Origin of the sequence: Microlunatus capsulatus, from assembly GCF_017876495.1 — a bacterium.
Taxonomy (GTDB): domain Bacteria; phylum Actinomycetota; class Actinomycetes; order Propionibacteriales; family Propionibacteriaceae; genus Microlunatus; species Microlunatus capsulatus.
The window spans coordinates 2,800,468-2,817,788 of record NZ_JAGIOB010000001.1; the positions used below are offsets into that span (position 1 = coordinate 2,800,468).

Here is a 17,321-nt window from a genome sequence, read left to right on the forward strand (position 1 = left end):
TCCGCGCGTGAAGGGACGGCCGGGGGCGAGCCCGTGGACGTTGTTCGCCTTCGCCGTGCCGTCGCTGGTCCTGCTCGTGCTGCTGAACCTGTACCCCGTGATCTACGCCGCCTACCAGAGCCTGCGGGACGGCAGCCTGATCTCGGCCGGTGACTTCGTCGGCATCGAGAACTACGTCGACGTGCTGGCCGACCCGGAGTTCTGGGCCTCGGCGCGGTTCACCGTGATCTTCACCGTGGTCGGGGTGTTCGGCAGCTGGGTCGTGGGCCTCGCCCTGGCGATCCTGCTGAAGACGAGGATCCCCGGGAAGACGCTGTTCCGCGTGCTCCTGCTGCTGCCCTGGGTGGTTCCCGTCGTGGTCTCGGCGACGGCGTGGAACTGGCTGGTCGCCACCCCGCAGAGCCCGTTCCCGGTCCTGGCCCAGTCGCTGGGGCTCGGCAACGTCCTCTTCCTGGCCAACCCGCTGCTGGCGCAGATCACCGTCTGCGTCTTCAAGGTCTGGATCAGCTTCCCGTTCATGATGATGATGATGGCCGCCGCCCTGGAGTCGGTGGACAACAACGTCTACGAGGCGTCCCGGGTCGACGGCGCGAGCCGGTGGAAGACGCTGACGAACATCACCTTGCCGATGATTTCGCGGTCGACCTACATCAGCTGGATCCTGATGACGATCTTCTGCGTGAACGACTTCACCACGATCTTCCTGCTGACCGGCGGCGGCCCGGTGAACGCGACGCAGTCGCTGGTCGTGCTGGCCTACAACACGGTGTTCCTGAACTTCGACACCGGCCCGGGGGTGGCGGTCGCCTTCTTGATGACGCTTGTCCTGATCATCATCTCCGTCGTGCTGTTCCGCCAGATCAGGAAGGTGCAGATCCTGTGACCACCGCAGCCATCTCCTCCGAGCCCGGGGTGCAGCCCCGGGTCGGCACGCCGACCAGGCCGAAGCCCGAGCCCGGGTCGCGCGGCAGCTGGTGGCGGTTCCTCGCGATCCTGGTGATCACGCTCGTCGTGCTCATCCCGATCATCGCGGTCGTGGGCCTCGCCCTGCAGCCGGCGCTGGGGAGCACGAGCACGTCGCGGTTCACGCTCGAGAACTTCGTCACCATCTTCCGGGCGACCGACGTCCTGACCTGGCTCCGCAACAGCCTGACGGTCACCCTGGTCACGGTCGTCGTGTCGGTCGTGGTGGCGGCGCCGGCCGGGTACGTGCTCTCCCGGGGCCGGGGCCGCCTGATCTCCGGGTTCTCGCTGGTGCTGTTCGTGATCCAGTCGCTGCCCGTGGTGACCGCGGTGATCCCGCTGTTCATCCTGTTCGCCGCGTTCGGCCTGGTGGACACCCTGACCGGCATCATGATCATCTACGTCGGGTCCACCATGTCGGTGGCGATCTGGATGATGGCGGCCTACTACGACTCCATCCCCGTGAGCCTGGAGGAGGCCGCGTGGATGGACGGCTGCTCGGTCTTCGGCGGCTTCTTGAAGGTCGTGCTCCGGAACTCGCTCCCCGGCATCCTGTCCACGGCGATCTTCTCGTTCCTGCTGGCCTGGAACGACTACCTGGTGGCCCTGGTCTTCCTGCGGTCGAACACGAACTTCGTGCTCCCCGTGGGGCTGCAGAGCTTCTTCCAGCAGAACGCGACCAACTGGGGCCTGGTGATGGCCGTCGCCGTCATGATGATGCTGCCGCCGGTCATCCTGTTCGCGACGCTGAACAAGTACTTCAGCGTCGGCGGCATCGGCGGGTCGCTGGCCGGCTCCTAGCCGGGACGGTTCCACCCGACGGGCACCGGGGCGGGCGACAGCCCGCCCCGGCCCCCGTCGGTCCCAGCCACCGAGGAAGGGGCGCCGCGTGCGCAGCGAGGACGTCCACGGCTTCAACTACGACGGGTCCTGGGGCACCAGCGGCCTCGACCTGTGGCAGCACCACGACCACGGCCGGATGGCGGTGGAGGTCGCCCGCGGCAAGCGGTACTTCCCCGGCTGGAACGTCGCCCGGTGGTGGCTCTCGCACGAGGCCCACCAGCGCGACCCGCAGCGCTTCCTGGCGAACCTCGAGGCCGGGTTGGGGGTCTTCGCCCAGCACGACGTCCTCGTCATCCCGGTGCTCTTCAACCGGTGGCGCGACCCCGTCTGCGACTTCGGCGGCGTGCCGCTGGACCACCTGCTCCCGCACCACAGCGCGTGGACGGGCGCGGACGACCTCTTCGCCCGCCCCGACGCCGGCGACCCCGTCGCCGCCCCGGTCCAGGGGATCTTCCACCGCTACCTGGCCGACGTGGTCGGGGCGCACGTCGACGACCCGCGCATCTACGCCTGGGACCTCTGCAACGAGCCCCTGATGGGCCGCTACGTCGACGACGAGGAGAGCCCCGTCCGCCGGGCCGAGCTGAGCTGGCTGACCTGGTGCCACCGGGTCTGCAAGGACCTCGGCGCGCGGGCGCCGCTGACCGTCGGCAACTACCCGAACCTCACCGCGCTGGCGCTGACCGAGCCGATCAGCGACATCCTCAGCTTCCACCCGTACTACATGTGGAACGGCAGCGGGAACCAGCCGCACACCAAGACGAAGGACGGGTTCGAGCGGTTCCTCGACGACTGCGTCGCGCTCGCCGGGCGGGCCGGCAAGGAGCTCGTCGCCAACGAGACCGTCTGGGGCGCCCGCGACGACGCCAAACACGTGGAGGTGATGCGCTACACCCTGGGCGAGCTGCGCCGCCGCGGCATCGGCCACGTCGTGCACGCGCTGCACCACAGCCTGGCGGCCGATCTGCACCAGGACGCCTGGGGCCCGGTCGGCACGCCGGAGTGGCTGCACTTCGTCGAGGCGGACGGCTCGCTGCGCGCGGGCCACGAGGCGTTCGACGAGTTCGCCCCGCCCCGGGTCCCCTGACCCGCGACCTGCTGACCCGCTGAGGAGACCACGCGTGACCCGCATCATCCTGGACACCGACCTCGCGATGGGGGCCCCGGGCTCCGACATCGACGACGGCTTCGCGCTCGCCCTGGCCCACGCCGACCCCGACCTGCAGCTGGACCTGGTCACCACGGTCAGCGGCAACACCGACGTCGAGAGCGCGACCCTGCTCACCCTGGAGCTGGCCGAGCGCCTGGGCCGTCCGGACCTGCCCGTGCACCGGGGCGCGTCCGCCCCGCTCACCCGGCCCGACCGGCACCGCGACGCCCCGGAGGCGACGCGGTCCGCCTACGGCCACCGCGCCCCGCGCCCGGGACCGGCGGCGGTCGCGCTCCTCGAGCACGTCCTGGCGCACCCCGGCGAGATCACCCTCGTCGCCGTCGGCCCCCTCACCAACGTGGCCGCCGCGCTGTCGCTGGACCGGCGGCTGGCGAGCAGCGTCCGCGAGGTCGTCGTCATGGGCGGGGTCTTCCTCGGCCAGACCCACGCGACGGGGATGCCGGGGGAGTTCAACATCTGGAGCGACCCGGAGGCGGCCGAGGCGGTCCTCCGCTGCGGGGCGCCGCTGCGCTTCGTCGGGCTCGACGTCACCCTGCAGGTCCGGCTGACCCGCGAGCACGCGCGGGCGATGGTCGAGGACGGCGGGGGCTTCGGCGCCTTCGCCGGGGAGTCGACCGCCGCCTGGATCGACCACCAGGCCGCGCGGCACCCGGGCGACCCGGCGCAGGCGGACTCGTGCGCCCTGCACGACCCGCTGGCCGTCGCCGTCGTGACCCGGCCCGAGCTGGTGACCTGGCGCGACGCGCACGTCCAGGTGGTCACGGGCGACGGCCCCGCCCGCGGGGTCATGGTCACCGACCTGCTGGACGGCGTCGACGCCCCCGCCCCGAACTGCCGGGTGGCGACCGCCGTCGACGCCGACGCGTTCCTCTCCCACCTGCTCAGCACCCTCGGCCGGCTCTGACGCCCGCCGGGGCCGGTCAGCCCATCGTCCGCTGCCCGTCGATGGTCTCCCGGATGAGGTCGGCGTGGCCGGCGTGCTGGGCCGTCTCGGCGATGACGTGCACGAGCACCCGGCGGTTGCTCCACGACTCGTCCGCGAACCAGGGCGCCTCCGGCAGCGGGTGCGCGGCGTCGAGGTCGGCGGTCCGGGCCAGCCGGACGGCCCGCTCGGCCACCGCCGCGTAGCCGGCCAGCACACCGTCGAGCGTCTCCTCGGGCAGCAGCCGGAACCCGTCGACGTAGGCCGCGTAGCCCGCGTCGTCGGCCTGCTGGTCCGCCCCGGCGTCCGGCTGCGGGGCGCCGTGCTCGACGAAGTCCAGCCAGCCGGCCTCGACTGCCGTCACGTGCTTGACGAGGCCGCCGAGGCTCAGGGCGCTGACGGTCGGGGTGAGCCGCGCCTGCTCGTCGGTGAGCCCTTGCACGGTGTGCAGGAAGAACCCGCGGTGCCGCTCGAGGAGGGCGACGAGCTCGTCCCTCTCGCTGACGGCGGGGCCGGAGGTGGTGGGGGTGGGGGTGGGGGTCATGGTGGTTCCTCTCGGGGTGGCCTGCGCTCGGGTCCTACGCTAGGGAGCATCGCGGCCAGATCCTGTCCGCGATGGCGACGAGGATCAGACCCATGGTGAACACGAGCTCGCGCACCCTGCGGCTGCTGTCGCTGCTCCAGGCCCGCCGCTACTGGCCCGGGCCGCTGCTGGCGGAGCGGCTGGAGGTCTCGGCCCGCACCCTGCGCCGCGACGTCGAGCGGTTGCGCGAGCTCGGCTACCCCGTGGACGCCCACCCCGGCGTCGACGGCGGCTACGCCCTGGCACCCGGGGCGGCCCTGCCCCCGCTCGTCCTCGACGACGACGAGGCGATGGCGCTGGCGGTGGCCATCCAGTCCCAGCTGGCCGGCGGCCAGGGCGGCGACGCGGCACTGCGGGCGCTGACCAAGGTCGTGCAGGTGATGCCGCGCCGGCTCCGGACGCGGTTGGACGCGGTCCGGCTGGCCACGACCCCGTCCCGGTGGTCCACCGGCACCGACGCCCCGGTGGACCACGCGGTGCTCGCCACGCTGGCGCTCGGCTGCCGCGACGGCGAGCGGGTGCGGCTCGACTACCGGGCCGCGGACGGCACGCCCTCCTCGCGCCGCGTCGAGCCGTTCCGGCTCGTCCCCCTCGGCCGTCGCTGGTACCTCGTCGCCTACGACCTCGAGCGGCAGGACTGGCGCACCCTGCGGATCGACCGGATCGCCACGGCCGAGGGCACCGGCACGCCCTTCGGTCCGCGGACCCCGCCCTTCGACGACGTGGCCACCTGGGTCCGGGAGCGGGTCCAGGCGGCGGGGGCGGCCGGCCGGCACCACGTGGAGGTGGTGGTGGAGGCGCCGGCCGACGTGGTGGCGGCCCGCGTCGGCCGGTGGGCCGACGTCCGCCCGCGGACCGCGGGCACCTGCACGATGACCCTGGACACCGACGCGCTGGACGGCCCCCTGTGGGCTCTCGGCGCCGCCGGGGCCCCGTTCACCGTGGTCAGCCCGCCCGAGCTCGCCGCCCTGGCGGCCGCCTGGGGCGCGCACTTCGTCCGGGCCGGGGCCGCGCCGCCGCCCGGGCCGGCGACGGCCACCTGAGGGCTGTCGGCTCAACCGGACCGGCGGGCCACCCCGGCCACCGCGCGGACGGCCAGCCGCAGCTCGCCGTCGACCGCGCGCTCCGCCGCCAGGCCCTCGAACGCCGCCCGCAGCCGGCGACGGCCGGACGCGGGCTGCGCCTGGTAGGTCCGGCCGACCACGGCCAGCCCGTGCTCCACCGCCGCCCACAGGTCCGCCGGCCCGACCCGCCACACCCAGCCCACCTCGGCCGCGTCCGCGTCCGCGCCGCCCGCGTCCCGCAGCAGCCCGACCAGGCCCGGCGCCGTGCGGTCGAAGTCGAGCGCCGGCGGCAGGGACCGCGACGGCGGGGCGGCGACGCCGGCCGCGGCCAGCACATCGGCCCACAGCCGGGCCAGGTCACCCCCGGCGGGCCACACCGTCACCGCGACCGACCCGCCCGGGCGGACGACGCGGAGCAGCTCGGCGGTCGCCGCGCGGGGGTCGGGCACGTGGTTGACGACGAAGTTGGCGGTCGCCGCGTCGACCGCGCCCGAGCGGTGCGGGAGCCGGGGCAGGGCGGCCGCGACCAGCGGCAGGTCCTCCTGGCGCCGGACGAGGTCCAGCACCGCGCGGTCGGGGTCCACGCCGACGGCGACCCAGCCCCGGCGCCGGGCGGCGGCCGCGACCGTCCCGGTCCCGGTGCCCACGTCGAGCAGCCGGTCCCCGGGGTCCGGAGCCCCGGCCAGGTCCAGCAGGACGTCGGCGGTGCCGGCGCAGAGCCGGGCGAAGGACCGCGCGTGGGCGAGCGCGGCCGCCCGTGCGGTGCCGCTCACGACGTCGCTCTGCACGTCCCCACTCTGGCCCCGCCCGCCCGGCGACCGGCCCGCGGGTGGCCGGGCGTCCGCGTCGGACCGGCGCCGGCCGGGTAGCTGCGGGGTGCGGGCGCCCGGCCGAGGGCGCCCCGGACCTCGAGGAGCCTGATGCGTCGGCTGGCGGACCGGTACCTGGCCGCGGTGGTGGGAGGCGTCGACGACGACGACGGGCGGGCGCTGCTGCCCGCGGTGCTGGCCCGGGCCTGCGTCGCGGTGCTGCCGGTGCAGGGCGCCGGGCTGGGGCTGGTCGAGCGGCTGCGGGTGCCGCTGGGCGGCAGCGACGACGAGGCCGTCCGCGCGGAGCGGCTGCAGACCACCCTGGGCGAGGGGCCCTGCCTGGACGCGATCGAGGCCGGCGAGGCGGTCGCCGTCGACGAGCCGGAGCTGGCGCGCCGGTGGCCGGCCTACCACCGGGCGCTCATCCGGCAGACGTCGTTCCGCTCGGTGGCCTCGCTGCCGCTGCGGACGCCGGGCCACCCGCCGATCGGGGCGCTCGACCTCTACAGCGACGCGCCCGCCGTCGACGCCGCGGCGCGGGGCGCCGAGGTGCAGACCGACGTCGCCGACCAGATCGGCGGACTGCTGCTGGACGCCCCGCTGGTGCGCGCCGGGTGGACCGACGAGCCGGTGGCCGCCTGGCTCGCCGGCCCCGGCGTCGCCCGGCGGATGGAGGTCTGGCGCGCGGTCGGGATGGTGGTGCACGACCTGGGGACGACGCAGCAGGGCGGCCTCGACCTGCTGCGGGGCTTCGCCGTCGACGCCGGCAGCTCGCTCGACGCGGTCGCCGCCCGGCTCACCGCCGCCGAGCTCGCCCCGGCCGACCTGCGCCGGGGTGCGGGCGCCCCGGGCGCGACGACGGCCCCGCCCCCCGGCACGGTGCCGGGGGGCGGGGGCGGGGGCGAGGACGGCGACCTGCCGCCCGGGGTCAGCTCGCTGGACGCTCGACGGCGCCGAGGGTCCGGGCGCCGACCTCCCGGCCGGCCTTGAGGGCGACGTGGGCGGGCAGCGGCTGGGCCACCTCGGCCGTCCGGGCGGCGATGGCCGGCTTCAGCCGGTAGCCGGCGTCGACGGGGCTGGTGGTCAGCGGGTTGATGCTGCTGCGCTCCTGGCCCGTGTTGTCGCGGAAGTCCTCCAGCAGGACGAACTGCAGCGGCTGCGCCTTGAGCCGGGCCCAGCTGGCGGTCGCGTTCGGCACGCCCAGCGCGGTCTGGGAGTAGACGTTGCCGTTGCTCGTCAGCCGGAGGGCGCCGGCGTCGTGGGCCAGCTCGTAGCTCTCGACGGCGAGGACCGAGCTGGCGCCGTGCCCCGCGGCCAGCACGTTGTTGCCCACCGAGCTGTTGCCGATGACCCAGGGCATCGTGAGGTCCGGCTGCGGCCGGCGCAGGTCGTGGCCCGAGACGCTCAGCTGCTCGATCCGGCGGGAGTCCTGGGTGAAGGCGATGGCCCGGCGGTTGCCGACGATCGTGTTGTTCCAGATCGCCACCTTGTCGGTGTTGGCCACCATGACGCCGTCGGAGGCGTTGTCGGCGATGACGTTGTCGACGACCGTCCCGGTGGAGGAGATCTCCAGGACCACCCCGAAGCGGGTGCTGTCGACGATCTCGTTGCGGACGACGTCGACGTTGAACACCGACTGGTCGGTCCAGAACTGGTTGCCGTGGGTGCGGCGGATCTCGCTGTCGCGCAGGGTGACGCCGCGGGTCTGGGTGATCTTGATCCCGCCGGCGCTGGGGGCCGGGTTGAACCGCTCGTCGTTGCTGTCGGTGACGGAGACGTTGGCCAGCAGCAGGCCGTCGGCCTGGTTGGCGTGGATGCCGACCTGCCCGGAGCCGTCGACGGTGGTGTTGCGGATGACCGAGCCGGGCTTGAACATCCCGATCCCGCCGGTGGCGCTGTCCAGCACCGTCATCTCGTCCAGCGTCATCCGCTCGAAGTAGCTGGTCACCACGCCCTGCTGCCAGACGGAGTCGGCGTAGCGGCGGATCCCGAAGCCGCGGAGGACGGTGCCCGGGGCACGCAGCGAGAACGCGGTCTGCAGGTCCGAGGCCCGCACCGACCGGCCCGTCGGGTCGCTGCCGAGGTGCAGGCGGCGGGTGCCCTGGTCGACGTAGAAGGTGCCCGGCTCCAGCTGGGCGAGGCTGCCGACCTGGCGCTGCTCGACGCCGTCGAGCCAGACCATGTCCGGGTGCGCGGCCATCGGGTGGGCGGGGTCGATCCAGCGCCAGCCGGCGGCCGTGCCGTCGGGGGCGCCCTTGGAGTAGGTCGGGCTGTGGTCGAGGACGACGTCCCAGGGGGCGGAGAAGGCGCTGCCGCTGGCCTTGAACCCGGTGACCGCGCGGGTGCCGTCGAACCACACGGCCTCCCCGGGGTAGGGCTGGATGGTGGCCGCGTGACCCGGGGGCACCAGCACCGACTCGTGGTAGCTGCCCGCGCGCAGGACGATCGTCTGCCCGGAGTAGTTCCTGGTCACCGCCTTGGCCAGCGTCGCGAAGGGCCTGTCGAGGGTGCCCGGGTTGGCGTCGCTGCCGCCGGGGGCGACGAACAGGGCGTCGGCGGGCACGGGGTAGCGGGCGCTGCCGACCGGGCCGGCGCCGTGCCGCACGGCCAGCGGGGCGGTGGAGGTGCCCTCGTCGCCGACCAGGTGAGCCGAGGTGAGGTCGGCGGCGACGTCGGTCACGACGAAGGCCTGCGTGGTGAGGTCGACCGTCGGGTTGCCGGCGCCGTTGTAGACCTGCAGGCCGGGGTGGCCGGCACCGGTGACGGCGCCCGCGCGGTCCAGCGCGGTCACCTGCCAGCCCGGCTCGGCGGCGCCCTTGACGTAGAGCTTGGCGCGGGCGATGACCGGGTCGGTCCCCGTCGTGGAGAGCTTCAGCACCAGGCGCTGCCCGACGGGGACGGGCGTGGCCAGCGTCATCTCCTTGAGCACGCTCTGGCGCCCGGCGGCGTCGGAGCGGTACAGGTCGAGGTGCAGGACCGACCCGGAGTCGATCCGGGCCCGGGCGGAGTAGGAGGAGCCGTCGGCCTGCTTGCGGGCCTCCACCGAGTACTGGAAGTTCTTGCCGACCGGGACGGTGAACTCGGCGCGCACGACCGCGTCCCGGACCTGGACCCCGCCCTGGTAGGCCTTGAAGCTGCGCCCGCCGAGGATCTTGCTGACCTTGCCCTCGCTGCCGCCGACCGAGGTGGCGGTGCCGCCGGAGACGCCGGTCCAGGCGCTGCCGGTGTCGGGCCTGCCCCACCCGGAGGCCACCGTGCGGTCGAAGCCGTCGATGACGAGGTGGGTGCCGGCCGAGGCGCCGGTCGGGGTCAGCAGGGGGACCGCGCCGGCGGCGAGGGCCAGCGCGGCGGTGACCACGACGCGGGCGGCCCGGCGGAACGGGGTGACGGGGGTGGCGGTGCGGGGCATGGCGGAGCTCCTGGGGGCGAGCGGGCAGGGTGCAGCCCGGGACGGGGAGGGGGGGCCGTCGGCGGCCGGTGGCGTCGGGGACGCCGGGAGAGCGGGTGCTGACGCCGCTAGCAGCGGGTCGTCGGGTGGAGCGGGGGCCGGGGGGACCGGGGCCCGCGGCGGCCGGTGCTGCTCGACCTGGGCGCGGGGGTCATCGGTCCTCCTGGATCGTCGATCTGGTGCCGTCCCCCGTGCTGATGGCTCCATCCTCGCGCGCGACGAGGGCCGGGCAGCAGGGGAGAAAGCACCCTGCTGCCCGGCCCTTGGTCCTGCGCCGGCGGGACACCTGGTCCCGGACGACCCGGGCCCTCCGCCCGGTCGTCCCGCCTCAGCCCTTGACGGCTCCGGAGGTGAGGCCCTCGACGATCCAGCGGCTGGCGAGGGCGAACATGAGCATCGTCGGGACGATGGTCAGCACCGCGGCGGCGGCCATCGGGCCCCACTCGATGTTGAAGCTGGAGATGAAACCGTTGAGGGCGGTCGGGATGGTCTTGTTGCTGTCGGAGTTCATCAGCGTCACCGACAGGAACAGCTCGTTCCAGCAGTTGACGAAGTTGAAGATGAAGGCCGCCATGATCCCCGGGGTCATCACGGGCACGATCACCCGGAACAGCGCGCTCAGCCGCGAGCAGCCGTCCACCATCGCCGCCTCCTCGAGGGCGTCGGGGACGTTCTCGAAGAAGCCGCGCAGCATGATCGTGCAGAACGGGATGCAGACCGCGATGTAGAGCAGCACCAGGCCGCCCTTGCGGTCGACCAGCTGCAGGTCGACCATCAGCACGTAGAGCGGGCCCAGCGCGATGAAGGCCGGGATCATCTGGGTGACGAGGAACGCCATCAGCAGCGCGCCCTTGGCCCGGAACTCGAAGCGGGCCAGCGTGTAGGCCGAGAGCAGCGAGATCAGCGTCGCGACCGCGGCGGCCACCACCGACACCAGCAGGCTGTTGGCCATGTAGGTGCCGAACGCGAAGTTCTGGAAGAGGCTGGCGTAGTTGGTCAGCGTCCACGGCGAGGGCAGGTAGCGCAGCGGGAAGGCCGCGATGTCGCCCGGGTCCTTGAACGAGGTGACCAGGATCCAGTACAGCGGGAACAGGGTGATCACGAGCCACAGCCCGAGCAGGGCGACGCGGAGCACCCGGACGGGGGGCGAGAGCTGGTCGATCACCGGGCGTCACGCTCCTTCAGGGCCAGCAGGTAGAAGGTCGTGAACAGGACCAGGACGGCGAGCACGATGAGCCCCAGCGCCGAGGCCAGGCCGTAGTCGCCCTGGGAGGTGAAGTTGATCATCCAGCTGGTGACGATGTGGGTCTGCTCGGCGGGGCCGCCGCCCGTCATGCCGTAGATGATCTCGGGGAAGTTGAACACCCAGATCACCCGCAGCAGCACGGTGAGCAGCAGCGTCGTGCGGATGAACGGGATGACGATGAAGAACAGGGTGCGGGCCTTGCCCGCGCCGTCCAGCGCGCCGGCCTCCAGCAGCTCGTCGGGCACCGACTGCAGCGCCGCCAGGATCATGATCGCGAAGAAGGTCACGCCGTACCAGACGTTGGCCACGACGACCGAGAACATGGCCAGCTCCGGGTCGGCCAGCCAGGCCACGTTGGTGTCGATCAGGCCGGCCTTGCGCAGCAGGTCGTTGACGACGCCGAACTCCCCGTTGAACATCCAGCGGAACAGGATGCCGATGAGGAAGCCCGAGACGGCCCAGGGGAAGAAGACCAGTGCCTGGTAGACCCCGCGGAAGCGGAACCGCTTGCGCAGCAGCAGGGCGAGGCCGAAGCCGATGAGCAGCTGCGGGACGATCGAGCCGACGACCCAGACGACCGAGTTGCGCAGCACGGTCCAGAACGTCGGGTTGGCCAGCAGCGTGCGGAAGTTGTCGAGGCCGACGAACGGGGTGTTGCGCAGGTCGTAGAGGTTCCACTGCTGGAAGGCCATCTGGCTGCCGCGCAGCAGCGGGTAGTAGGTGAAGACGACGACGAAGACCAGCGCGGGCGCGAGGAAGGCCAGCAGGCCGAGACCCCGCCGCACGGTGAAGGTCCGCCGGCGGGGGCCCGCCGGGGCGGGAGGACGGTCCGCGAGCGGACGGCCCCCCCGCGGAGCCCGGTCGAGGACGGTCACGCCGCGCTCAGCCCTTCCACTTCTCGGTCCAGTAGGCGTCCCAGCCCTTGAGCAGGTCGGCCGTGGACAGCTGGTCGATGAGGACCTTCTGCACGTCGTTGTCGGCCTTGGTCGACCACTCGGTCCACCAGGCGACGCCGCGCGGCTGCACGACCGTGAGGTAGGTGTCCGGGTTCTCGGTCATCGTCACGTAGGACGCCCAGGGGCCGCTGGTGTAGAAGGAGTCGGCACCGGCGGTCTTCTGGATCGGGACGAGGCTGTTCTCCTTGGCGAACGTCGTCGACGCCTCACCGGAGAGGAACTGCACCAGCTTGACGGCCGCCTCCGGGTTCTTGCTCGCCTTCGCGACACCCCAGCCGGCCGTGGCCACGGGCTGCGACGCCTTGCCCGAGGGGCCGGTGAGCAGCGGCGCGGTGTTCCACTGGTCGGACTTCACGGTCTTCGACGCGGAGATCGTGGCGATCACCTCGGGGTCCTGCAGCAGGAACGCCGTCGAGCCGTTGTTGAACCCCTCGACCATCTCGGGGTAGCCCCACGCGACCGACGAGGGCGGCGAGGCGCGGCGGAACAGGTCGAAGTAGGTGTCGACGGCGGCCTGGGCCTCGGGCGCGGCGAAGATCGACTGCCCGCCCTGGATCTTGAAGGCGTTCTCGCGGTCGATCGTGTCCCCGACGTAGGCCTCAATGGCGGCGACGACGTTGCCGTTGCCGTTCTTGCCGCCGCGGAAGGCGTAGCCGTACCGGTTCTTGCTCGGGTCCTGGATCTTGGCGGCCTGCTCCAGCAGCTCCTCCCACGTCTTCGGCGGGCCGGAGAAGCCGGCCTCGGCGACGAGGTCGGTGCGGTAGAAGAGGCTGAGCCCGTAGAAGCCGTAGGGGATGAAGTAGGTCTTGCCGTCGCTGTGCTTGCTGTACTTCTGCGCCTGCTCGGTGAGGTCGGCGAAGCCCGCCCACCCCTCGGTGTCGGCGGTCATGTCGTAGAGCCAGCCGTTGTTGGCGAACGGGCCGACGGTCAGGTCGCGGACCTCGAGGACGTCGACGCCGTTGCCGGCCTGCAGCATCTGCTGGATCTTCTGGTCCGCCTGCTCGGTGGGCGGGGAGACGAGCTGGACCTTGATGCCCGGGTTGCCCGCCTCGAAGTCGGCGAGCAGCTTCTTCAGCACCTGCGAGCGGGCGGGGTTGGTCAGGCTCTCCACCATCTGGAGCGTGACGTCGCCGCCCTCGCTCCCGCCGGCGTCGGAGCCGCCGCCGGAGCAGCTGCTGAGGCCGGTGACGGAGACGGTGGCCAGTCCGGCCGTGGCGAGGAGGAACGATCTGCGGTTCACTGCTCTCTTCTTCCTTGGGGGTTGACGGTGACGGGTGCGGATGCGGGGTCGGCCTCGACGGCCCAGGCCAGGAGCAGGGGGACGGCGCGCTCGACGAGGTCGAGGTAGTCCTCCGGGGTGTTGTAGGCGTGCGCGGACAGCCGCAGGTAGCCGCGGCCGCCGAACGCGGTGAAGGCGGTCTCGATGCCGGCCTCGGCCAGCATCCGGTCGCGCATGGCGTTGGCCTCGAGGTGCCCGGTCGCCAGCCGGCCCGGCAGGCCGACGAGCCGCAGCGGCCCGACCGGCATCCCGACGCGGGCGTGGCAGTCGACGCCGGAGGCCTCGCCCAGCGCGGTGGCCACGAGGTCCTGGGCCCAGTCGGCCAGCGCGGTGGTGTAGCGGCGCACCGCGTCCCAGCCCAGCTCGCGGTCGACCGTGTCCAGCGCCGTCGGCGCGGCCAGCCAGCTGGTGAGGTCGAGGGTGCCCTGGTGGTCGAAGCGCTCGGGGAAGGGGAGGCCGGCGCCCCAGGAGTCGATGAGCGGGTGCAGGTCCTCGGCGACCTCGGGCCGGGCCACCAGCACCGCCGCGCCGCGCGGGGCGCAGCCGTACTTGTGCAGGTTGCCCACCCAGACGTCGGCGTCGGCCTCGGCGACGGGGTCCTCCAGCAGCAGCGGCGCGTGGGCGCCGTCGACCAGGGTGGCGATGCCGCGGCGGCGGGCCTCGGCGCAGACCCGGCCGACGGGCAGCCGGCGGGCGGTGGGGGAGGTGATGTGGTCGAGGACGACGAGCGCGGTCCGGTCGGTGACGGCGGCCCAGATGGCCTCGAACGCCTCGTCCTCGTCGGCCTCCAGCGGGACCGCCGCGGTGACCAGCCGGCCGCCGGCGCGACGCGCGGCGCGCGCGGCGCCCGCGGTGACGGCGCCGTAGCCGTGGTCGGTGACCAGGACCTCCGCCCCGGGCGGCAGGGTGAGGCTGCCGAAGACGACGCTGGCCCCCGCGCTGGCGTTGAGCACCAGCGCCAGCCGCTCGGCCTCGACGTGCAGCCGCGGGGCGACCAGCCGGCGGGCGCCCTCGATCCTCTGCGGCAGGCCCGGGAACCAGGCGACCGGGGCCAGCTCGGTCTGCTGGCGCAGCTCGTCCTGGTGGGCCAGCGCCGCCCGCGGGACCGCCCCGAAGGAGCCGTGGTTGAGGTGGCGCAGGTCGGGGTGCAGCGCCCACAGCGCCGCTGCCGGACGGCCGTCGGGCGTGGTCAGCGGGGCCGGCGCGGTGACGTCGGTCGTGGTGGGCACAGGCACTCCTGGGGGTGGGGTGGCGCCCATCCTGTCTGACGAATGCGCCGCTGTGAAGCCACAGATGTTTCGATCACGTCAATTCATCAGACACGTCGGCGTCGTCGCGTCGTGGCCGGGCATGATGGCGGCGGGCCGCCCGGCCCGTCGGGGGGCGGACGGAGGGAGCGCGCGTGTCGGCGGTGGAGACGGCCTTCCAGGGCCTCCGGCAGATGATGGCCACGGGCCGGCTGCAGGCCGGGCAGCGGTTCCCGATCGAGAGCGAGCTGTGCGCCGAGCTGGGCGTCTCGCGCAGCTCCCTGCGCGAGGCGGTGCGGATGCTCGCGGCGCTCGGCGTGGTCGAGGTGCGGCAGGGCGCCGGCACCTACGTCTCGCAGCTGCGGGCGGCCGACATCGTCCGGAGCCTCAGCCTGACCGTCGGCCTGCTGCCGCTGGACGGGCTGCTGGAGATCTACGAGCTGCGCCGCGTCCTCGAGGGCCACGCGGCCGCTCAGGCGGCGGCCCGCCGGTCCGAGGTGCTGGTGGAGCGGATGGACGCCCTGCTCACCGAGCTCGAGGCCTGCGACGACCCGACCGGGACCGCCGAGCTGGACCACCGCTTCCACACGATGATCGCCGAGGCGGGCGGCAACCCGACGCTGGCCGCGCTGCTGGAGGTCTTCCGCAGCCGGAGCCGGAACTACCAGATCTTCGACTCCGCCTCCGGGCCCGAGATCAAGCGGGTGAGCGACGACGGCCACCGGGCGATCGCGACCGCCATCACCGCCCGGGACGGCGGCGCCGCGCAGACCGCGGCCGCCGCGCACGTCGCCGAGACCGAGCGCTGGCTGCGCCGGCTGCACCCGCCGCCCTCGACCGGGGACGCCGAGGGCGTCGGACGGGCCGCGGCCGGGTAGAGGAGGGGTCATGAGCGACCAGACGCAGCAGACGGACCCCACCGAGCAGTACGACCAGCCCGAGAAGACCGAGGACCAGATCCCCCACCCCGGGCTGACCGGGGACATGCAGGAGCAGCCCGACCACGGCGAGGACAGCTACCGCGGCAGCGACCGGCTCACCGGCAAGCGGGCGGTCATCACCGGCGGCGACTCCGGCATCGGCCGCGCCGTGGCCCTGGCCTTCGCCCGCGAGGGGGCCGACGTGCTGATCAGCTACCTGCCCGAGGAGGAGGAGGACGCCGACGAGACCGTCCGGCTCGTCGAGGAGGCGGGCCGCAAGGCCGTCCGCTGCCCGGGCGACATCCGCGACGAGCAGGTGTGCCAGCAGATCATCGACACCGCGGTCTCCGAGCTGGGCGGCATCGACGTCCTCGTCAACAACGCGGCGTACCAGATGGCGCAGTCGGGCGGCATCGCCGACATCACCACCGAGCAGTTCGACCGGGTGATGAAGACCAACCTGTACGCGATGTTCTGGCTGTGCCAGAAGGCGCTGCCGCACCTGGCCGAGGGCGCGACCATCATCAACACCTCCTCGGTGCAGGCCGTCAGCCCGTCCCCGGAGCTGCTCGACTACGCCACCACCAAGGCCGGCATCCACAACTTCACCCGCGGCCTGGCCGCCGAGCTGGCCGAGAAGGGGATCCGGGTCAACGCCGTCGCGCCCGGCCCGATCTGGACCCCGCTGATCCCGGCCACCATGCCCGTCGAGCGCGCCTCCCAGCACGGGGAGTCCGCCCCGCTGGGCCGCGCCGGCCAGCCGGCCGAGCTGGCCCCGACGTACGTCTTCTTCGCCTCGCAGGAGTCCAGCTACATCACCGGCGAGATGCTCGGCGTCACCGGCGGCAACCCCGTCAGCTGACGGGGACGCGTTCGTGTGAGGAGTTCGACCGGGTAGTCGCGGTCGAACTCCTCACAACTCGGTGGGTGCGGGCGGACTCAGGCGAGGGTGCCGAAGACCTGCGCGGCGTACCAGCGGCCGTCGGGGCCCTGGGCGGCGCCGACGCCGATCAGCTTGAAGCTGCCGTTGAGGATGTTGGCGCGGTGTCCGGGGGAGCCCATCCAGGCCTGGGTGACGGCCGTCCCGGTCGGGTAGCCGTAGGCGACGTTCTCCCCGACGGTGCGCAGGCCGCACGTCGTGAGGACCGGCTGCAGGTCCTGGTGGAACATCCGGCCCTCGTCGGCCATCCGGCGGGCCTGGGCCTCGGCGTAGGAGTCGACGCACGACTGCGGGGCCAGGGCGGCCAGACCGCGGCTGGTCCGCTCGGGGTTGGTGGCGGCCACCACGTCGGTCTCGTAGCGGTCGGCGGCGCTCGGCGCGGCCGTCGCGGGCTGGGTCAGCGTGACCGAGCAGCTGCCGAAGCCGTCGCCGTCGACGCCGAGGGTCAGCACCACCTTGGCCTTGCCGGGGGCGCTGGGCGGGTTGACGGGGTTGCGCGACTTCGAAACGGCGCCGCCGCGGTAGTCGAAGGCTCCCGACCAGGTCAGGTCCTGCAGCCGCTTCCCGGCGCCGTCGTAGGTGCGGACGCGGGAGTCGGTGGGCACCGGGCCGGCCTCCGTCGTCGTCCAGGCCGCCTTGTCCAGGGCCACCTTCGTCACCCCGCCCGCGGTCGCGTAGGGCGCGCCCCAGGTGACGGCGACATCCCAGCGGACGCCCCCGCCGTCGGTGCAGGAGGCCTGCCGGACGACGGCGGCCTCGGCCGGCGTCGTGCTCAGGACGGCCCCGGCGGCCAGCACGCCGAGGGCGGCGAGCGCGGCGGGCAGGCGGCGACGGGCGGTGCGGGAGCGGGGCATCGATCCTCCGGGGGACGGGGTGCGGACGGGCCTGCTCCACCGTAGGAGCGGGTACCGGCCCCGCCCAGAGGCTTTC

General features: G+C 73.6%; 16 protein-coding genes. 8 read left to right on the forward strand and 8 right to left on the reverse strand.

The window, feature by feature from the left end:
* The first annotated feature begins 7 nt into the window (after positions 1-7).
* The 4 genes from JOF54_RS12960 to JOF54_RS12975 all read left to right on the forward strand — a co-directional run bounded on the left by JOF54_RS12960 (position 8) and on the right by JOF54_RS12975 (position 3,881).
* Positions 8-883: a carbohydrate ABC transporter permease gene (locus JOF54_RS12960; RefSeq protein ID WP_210056423.1), complete on the forward strand. Its 876-nt coding sequence runs from the start codon at positions 8-10 to the stop codon at positions 881-883.
* Positions 880-1,764, forward strand: coding sequence for a carbohydrate ABC transporter permease (locus JOF54_RS21045; RefSeq protein ID WP_210056425.1), 885 nt, complete (start codon positions 880-882; stop codon positions 1,762-1,764). The genes JOF54_RS12960 and JOF54_RS21045 overlap by 4 nt, the downstream gene beginning before the upstream one ends.
* Positions 1,765-1,852: 88 nt before the next feature.
* The gene (locus JOF54_RS12970) at positions 1,853-2,893 is read left to right on the forward strand and encodes a glycoside hydrolase 5 family protein (RefSeq protein WP_210056427.1); all 1,041 of its coding nucleotides are present in this window, start codon (positions 1,853-1,855) and stop codon (positions 2,891-2,893) included.
* Positions 2,894-2,927: 34 nt separating this feature from the next.
* On the forward strand, positions 2,928-3,881 hold the full coding sequence (locus JOF54_RS12975; RefSeq protein ID WP_210056429.1) for a nucleoside hydrolase: 954 nt from the start codon (positions 2,928-2,930) through the stop codon (positions 3,879-3,881).
* Between the two features lie 16 nt (positions 3,882-3,897).
* Here the strand turns inward: JOF54_RS12975 and JOF54_RS12980 are convergent, their stop codons facing one another.
* Positions 3,898-4,443, reverse strand: a complete 546-nt coding sequence (locus JOF54_RS12980) for a DinB family protein (protein ID WP_210056430.1) — start codon at positions 4,441-4,443, stop codon at positions 3,898-3,900.
* Between the two features lie 92 nt (positions 4,444-4,535).
* Here JOF54_RS12980 and JOF54_RS12985 point away from each other — a divergent pair, with 92 nt between their 5' ends.
* Positions 4,536-5,525, forward strand: coding sequence for a helix-turn-helix transcriptional regulator (locus tag JOF54_RS12985; protein WP_210056432.1), 990 nt, complete (start codon positions 4,536-4,538; stop codon positions 5,523-5,525).
* A gap of 11 nt (positions 5,526-5,536) precedes the next feature.
* Here JOF54_RS12985 and JOF54_RS12990 read toward each other — a convergent pair whose 3' ends face one another.
* A complete protein-coding gene (locus JOF54_RS12990) occupies positions 5,537-6,334 on the reverse strand; it encodes a class I SAM-dependent methyltransferase (protein ID WP_210056434.1) in 798 nt (265 codons plus the stop codon).
* Between the two features lie 132 nt (positions 6,335-6,466).
* On the opposite strand from JOF54_RS12990, the gene JOF54_RS12995 reads away from it, so the two are divergent.
* Positions 6,467-7,345 carry a GAF domain-containing protein gene (locus tag JOF54_RS12995; RefSeq protein WP_210056436.1) on the forward strand — a complete coding sequence of 293 codons (879 nt, stop codon included), beginning with the start codon at positions 6,467-6,469 and terminating at the stop codon, positions 7,343-7,345.
* On the opposite strand, the gene JOF54_RS21540 is transcribed toward JOF54_RS12995, so the two are convergent.
* The 5 genes from JOF54_RS21540 to JOF54_RS13020 form a co-directional block, all read right to left on the reverse strand.
* Positions 7,284-9,764, reverse strand: coding sequence for a right-handed parallel beta-helix repeat-containing protein (locus tag JOF54_RS21540; RefSeq protein ID WP_210056438.1), 2,481 nt, complete (start codon positions 9,762-9,764; stop codon positions 7,284-7,286). The genes JOF54_RS12995 and JOF54_RS21540 overlap by 62 nt on opposite strands.
* A gap of 367 nt (positions 9,765-10,131) precedes the next feature.
* On the reverse strand, positions 10,132-10,968 hold the full coding sequence (locus tag JOF54_RS13005) for a carbohydrate ABC transporter permease (protein WP_210056440.1): 837 nt from the start codon (positions 10,966-10,968) through the stop codon (positions 10,132-10,134).
* Positions 10,965-11,834: a carbohydrate ABC transporter permease gene (locus JOF54_RS13010; protein ID WP_307804129.1), complete on the reverse strand. Its 870-nt coding sequence runs from the start codon at positions 11,832-11,834 to the stop codon at positions 10,965-10,967. The genes JOF54_RS13005 and JOF54_RS13010 overlap by 4 nt, the downstream gene beginning before the upstream one ends.
* A 97-nt stretch (positions 11,835-11,931) precedes the next feature.
* Positions 11,932-13,245, reverse strand: a complete 1,314-nt coding sequence (locus tag JOF54_RS13015; RefSeq protein WP_307804130.1) for an ABC transporter substrate-binding protein — start codon at positions 13,243-13,245, stop codon at positions 11,932-11,934.
* On the reverse strand, positions 13,242-14,513 hold the full coding sequence (locus tag JOF54_RS13020) for an aminotransferase class V-fold PLP-dependent enzyme (RefSeq protein ID WP_210056444.1): 1,272 nt from the start codon (positions 14,511-14,513) through the stop codon (positions 13,242-13,244). Before JOF54_RS13020 ends, JOF54_RS13015 begins: the two co-directional genes overlap by 4 nt.
* 173 nt (positions 14,514-14,686) lie before the next feature.
* Here JOF54_RS13020 and JOF54_RS21945 point away from each other — a divergent pair, with 173 nt between their 5' ends.
* Both JOF54_RS21945 and JOF54_RS13030 read left to right on the forward strand, forming a co-directional pair.
* A complete protein-coding gene (locus tag JOF54_RS21945; protein ID WP_210056446.1) occupies positions 14,687-15,409 on the forward strand; it encodes a FadR/GntR family transcriptional regulator in 723 nt (240 codons plus the stop codon).
* Positions 15,410-15,419: 10 nt separating this feature from the next.
* Complete coding sequence (locus JOF54_RS13030) at positions 15,420-16,313, forward strand: SDR family oxidoreductase (protein WP_210056448.1); 894 nt, start codon at positions 15,420-15,422, stop codon at positions 16,311-16,313.
* 77 nt (positions 16,314-16,390) lie between these two features.
* Here the strand turns inward: JOF54_RS13030 and JOF54_RS13035 are convergent, their stop codons facing one another.
* A complete protein-coding gene (locus tag JOF54_RS13035; protein ID WP_210056450.1) occupies positions 16,391-17,245 on the reverse strand; it encodes a CAP domain-containing protein in 855 nt (284 codons plus the stop codon).
* Between the last annotated feature and the right edge of the window lie 76 nt (positions 17,246-17,321).

Bases quoted from the DNA above. Each gene is read 5' to 3' on its own strand.
- JOF54_RS13030 (WP_210056448.1), top strand. From the start codon at position 15,420: ATGAGCGACCAGACGCAGCAGACGGACCCCACCGAGCAGTACGACCAG.
- JOF54_RS12980 (WP_210056430.1), bottom strand. From the start codon at position 4,443: ATGACCCCCACCCCCACCCCCACCACCTCCGGCCCCGCCGTCAGCGAG.
- JOF54_RS21540 (WP_210056438.1), bottom strand. From the start codon at position 9,764: ATGCCCCGCACCGCCACCCCCGTCACCCCGTTCCGCCGGGCCGCCCGC.
- JOF54_RS12995 (WP_210056436.1), top strand. From the start codon at position 6,467: ATGCGTCGGCTGGCGGACCGGTACCTGGCCGCGGTGGTGGGAGGCGTC.
- JOF54_RS13035 (WP_210056450.1), bottom strand. From the start codon at position 17,245: ATGCCCCGCTCCCGCACCGCCCGTCGCCGCCTGCCCGCCGCGCTCGCC.
- JOF54_RS12985 (WP_210056432.1), top strand. From the start codon at position 4,536: ATGGTGAACACGAGCTCGCGCACCCTGCGGCTGCTGTCGCTGCTCCAG.